At 75.7% G+C, this 230-nt stretch carries 1 protein-coding gene; it reads right to left on the bottom strand.

Going from position 1 to position 230, the window contains the following annotated elements:
- On the bottom strand, positions 1 to 230 hold a 230-nt coding region (locus ACQG3P_RS25335), incomplete at both ends, for a hypothetical protein (protein ID WP_426806581.1).

Raw genomic sequence — 230 nt, 5'->3', positions numbered from 1 at the left:
CTCCATCGCCCCTCCTGCGCGATCGGCGCTGCCTCCCTCAGCAACGGCTGCACCCGCGGCTGGAGGGCGCTGCGGGCGGGCAGCGCGTCGCGCGCCAGGGGCGTGCTCGCCACCTGCCCGACCAGCAGCACCACGCTGCGCTGCTCGCGCACCCGCCGCGGGCTGTGCTGCAAGCGCCCTGCCTGCAGCCGGTACAGGACCGCTTCGCGCTGCGGGCATTCGGCGATGAA

Source organism: Stenotrophomonas sp. SrG (genome assembly GCF_050031795.1).
In the GTDB taxonomy this organism is placed as follows: Bacteria; Pseudomonadota; Gammaproteobacteria; order Xanthomonadales; family Xanthomonadaceae; genus Stenotrophomonas; species Stenotrophomonas rhizophila_A.
Note: the sequence above shows the minus strand (reverse complement) of the source record. Positions and strands in the feature narration are given on the sequence as shown.